The organism is Thiolapillus sp., assembly GCF_048562965.1.
Classification (GTDB): Bacteria; Pseudomonadota; Gammaproteobacteria; order Chromatiales; family Chromatiaceae; genus Thiolapillus; species Thiolapillus brandeum_A.
This window is the reverse complement of sequence record NZ_JBHNMF010001026.1, coordinates 1-981: the sequence shown is the minus strand read 5'-3', so window position 1 is coordinate 981 and position 981 is coordinate 1. Positions and strand designations below refer to the sequence as shown.

Annotated in this window: 2 pseudogenes; one reads left to right on the top strand and one right to left on the bottom strand. The window is 50.8% G+C overall.

Annotation, left to right across the window (positions count from 1 at the left end):
• Positions 1-276: pseudogene (locus ACOCD2_RS21980) on the top strand (IS3 family transposase); the annotation flags it as partial.
• Positions 277-480: 204 nt separating this feature from the next.
• On the opposite strand, the pseudogene ACOCD2_RS21975 reads toward ACOCD2_RS21980, so the two are convergent.
• Positions 481-981 (bottom strand): annotated as a pseudogene (locus ACOCD2_RS21975) (hypothetical protein); the annotation flags it as partial.

Sequence of the window (981 nt, the reverse complement as noted above, 5' to 3'; positions counted from 1 at the left end):
TTAGGCGCTGCGCGCGAGTGGGTTTATGGATTTGTCCACGGGTACAACGAAGAACATCGTCACAGCGGGATACAATTTGTGACGCCAGCACAATGCCACAACGGTGCGGAGCGATCGATTCTGGTTAAACGCGATGCGCTCTATCAGGCAGCAAAGCAACGAAACCCGGAGCGATGGAGTCGAGGGACACGAAACTGGGAACCGGTCGGCGAGGTGTGGTTGAATCCAGAAAATGAGGGCGTCGAGGAGGCTGGAATTAGAGAAGAAGCAGCGTAGACAAATGGACAGGTATCTTGACAAACGTCGGCGATGATGGGCTGACACAGTCCGGAGGTCGCCTTCGATCCAAAATAACTGCCCATGGCTGTTGATCCATTCGATGTGTTGGGTCAATAGCATAGACTCGGCGTGCTATGATGTCAAGCCTCTACAGACATGAAAAAGCGATTGTAGATCCATCGAGGCAGGCTTGTACTCATCTTAGGGGTGAGTAGTTACGTGACTGCCTGAATTATCCATGGGCGTGACATCGGCATCGACCGGTATATGGCCGGTGGACAAGGGTCGCAGAGCAGGCTGGATATTGCTCAGAAAATCCCGACTGGCTTTTTCTACAATGGGGAGAAAACTAATGGCATGTTTATCCATGCGTTGGCGCAACGTCGCTTCCCCAGGTATCTCATCGATATCCATCGCGCTGGTGAAATAGAACTCGCTCTCTATACCATTGATCGCTTCAAAATCATTCTTGCCGATACTCAACAGGGCCAGGTAGCTTTTGATGACATCCGAGTGCTTGATTCCATGTCGCATCGGTACGCTGGCATCCAACTGACCGCTGAGATGAGTGTATCGCTTGGTCGCTTGACCAATCAAAGACAGGCCACTGTGGCTGATGATATCGGCGCTGGATTGTTCGATGATGAAACGTTTCATTGCTTCACCTGCTGGGTGATGTTTCATAAGCCCACATTTTAACAA